Source organism: Embleya scabrispora DSM 41855, from assembly GCF_000372745.1.
Classification (GTDB): Bacteria; Actinomycetota; Actinomycetes; order Streptomycetales; family Streptomycetaceae; genus Embleya; species Embleya scabrispora.
Genome location: NZ_KB889637.1, coordinates 1 through 2,414, shown reverse-complemented (window position 1 = coordinate 2,414; position 2,414 = coordinate 1). Strand labels below are relative to the sequence as shown.

Annotated in this window: 2 protein-coding genes and 1 pseudogene; all 3 read right to left on the bottom strand. The window is 66.0% G+C overall.

Annotated features, from left to right (window positions below):
• Positions 1–725 (bottom strand): tyrosine-type recombinase/integrase (locus A3IC_RS64815; RefSeq protein WP_020550760.1); only part of this gene is annotated, 725 nt, incomplete at its 3' end.
• Positions 726–910: 185 nt separating this feature from the next.
• Positions 911–1,144 (bottom strand): annotated as a pseudogene (locus A3IC_RS70980) (hypothetical protein); the annotation flags it as partial.
• Between the two features lie 369 nt (positions 1,145–1,513).
• On the bottom strand, positions 1,514–1,972 hold the full coding sequence (locus tag A3IC_RS0114465; RefSeq protein WP_020550759.1) for a HEAT repeat domain-containing protein: 459 nt from the start codon (positions 1,970–1,972) through the stop codon (positions 1,514–1,516).
• Positions 1,973–2,414 lie beyond the last annotated feature (442 nt).

Genomic DNA, 2,414 nt, shown 5'->3' with positions numbered 1-2,414 from the left:
GCGCCCACGCTCCGCCGGGGACATCCCCGAGCTCCCCATACAACGGTTATGCCCCTATATGACACACCGTCAATCGGACCCGGAAACCTCAGTAGTACCCATTGGACGTCGGTGATGGGAACGCGCGGATCTCGCGACAGCCAGTAGCCCGCAGTGTGCCGTAGGTCGTGCAGCGTCCAGTCCGCGCCGAGCCGGGCGTTCGCGCGTTCGAACATCCGGTGTGCCGCATGGTAGGTCAGCGGCCGGAAGGGAGGACGCAACGTCCACCACAGCGGCTGGCCCCTCCCTGTGGGGACCTGACCGCGCATCTCCGCCTGATAGAGCCGCAGCCAGACGAACGCATCCGGGGACGCCGGGAGTTGCTGGACGGCCCTGCTGCCCTTGCGGACCACACTGATCAGCTGCTGCCCGGGGTCGGCGTCTCGCTCGCATGCGCCGAGCAGTTCGGACGCCCGCGCTCCCGTGGACACCCAGAATGACACCAAGGCGCGGTCGCGATTGGAGGGTAGCTGCGCGAACACCGCGTTGAACTGGTCGTCCGGGATGCACCGCGGAATCCGCCGGGCGACCCGCGGCCGGTAGCGACCGGCACGTTCGTGCCGGAACGGCTCCATCGGATTGTGGTGCGCGTTCGAGCGGCCTCCACGCGTCCGCGCCATCGCGAACGGGTTGACCAGCGGTCCCGTCCCCGCTTCCAGATGGAATTCGTAGAAGTGCCGCAGCACCGTCTCCGCGTGCGCCCGCGTTGAGGCCTCGTAGGTCGCCCCGACAGCCGGTTTGCCGGTGACCGGATTGACCGACGTTGTAGCAGCGGATGCGCCGGACCCGCTCCGGGGTTGGGGACGACCTGAAGCCAGCGCGCGAAATCGCGGGCATCAATCCGGGTCGCGCGGTCCCACGCCACGTCCACCGCGGCGAGGAACCGCCACCACCGCAGCAGGTCGTACCCGTACGAACGGACAGTCGCGGTCGGGCGCCCGGCAGCCAGCAGCTCCTTGAAGTACGCGGTCGCTGGAGTCAGCACCGCGCCCACGGCGTCCAGCAGAACGTACGGATCCCACACGTCACCGGTCGCCACGAGCTTTCCGACACGCGGCACGACCAACACGCTCAGGTCCCGGTCAACACCTTCGACAGACGCCATGCAGCACTCGACGGCCGACCGCTTGAAAGGTCACTGACCTGCACTTATACGCAATCTAGTTCAGTTAACAAGACGCCCACCTGAACTGGTCACTCTTCACCCTGATGACCAGACGCCTGAGCCGCAAGGGCCCCCGAACCGACTCCTGGACGAAGAAACCGCCGAGCTCGCGCCGAACACGGGACCCCGACCCATTCCGTCCTCGAAGCCATCGACACGCACACGCTCACCGGCCCCGCCTCCGGCGGAGGTCAGTGCCGCCTCAGGGCACACAGCACCGCGGGTTGAACCGTCGTCTTCGAAAGCACGCTCTGACCGTACGGGGCCGACCCTGCGCGGCCACGGCACTTCGAGCCACATCCGCCATCGTCAAGAACTGTGGATCGGGGGTGCGTTCTGGGGCCCTCGACCTGCACGGATCTCGTCGAGAGCAAGGGTGGCCTCTTCCCGAACACGAGCGTCGGGGTGGGTGACGAAGGGGCTGATCGCCTCTTCGGCGGCGGGATCCTGTGTCGAGCCGAGGATGCAGAGGGTGTGTGCCAGGAGCTCGTTCTGCAGGGTCGGCTCGATCGGGACCAGATCTCCGAACAGTCGTAGGGGTAGTCGGCGGCGATTGAACGCCTCGCAGATCGAGTTGAGCGCGGCCTCCCGAACTCCGTGGTCCACGTCGCGGACGAAGAGGGCGACCAGCCGTGCCACGGCCAGTTCGGCGTCGGCCTGCGACAGGGCGGTGCCTCGCAAGAGGTCGCCAAGCCAATCGGCGGCCATGTCACGCGTCCGGGTGTCTCGGGCGTCCAGCGCTTCCAGCGCTTCGCTCAGGTGTTTCACGCGGTGATCTCCTCACAACGGTTCGCCGGAACACCGCGCCCGAGGCGGGTTCCTCTTTTCGACGACCTCTGAAGAACTCTGCGCTCCCGGCCAAGGCCGTCGGCCAATCCAGATCATCCAACCGATCCGAGCTCACGACCAGCCTTTAAAAACACGCTCTGAACTTGACGTTTATCCAATACGTCGGGGTTTTGTCCCGGTGTTGTGGTGTGTGGGGCCTGCTGTATTGCTCGCCGGTCTTGAGGACGCGTCCAACATCGTGGCGGGGTGCGGGCTTGTGGTTCTTCGAGCCGGGTGGACGTCCCGGGCCGGCTCGTGAAGGTTTCGGAACACTCGTCGGACGTGCGGGAGGCTGTCGCACAACTTCACCGGTGTAGTTGTCAAGACGTTGGAATCGCCGTGTGCCGGAACAGTTTGTTCAGGTTGTGGACAAGGCCCAGGA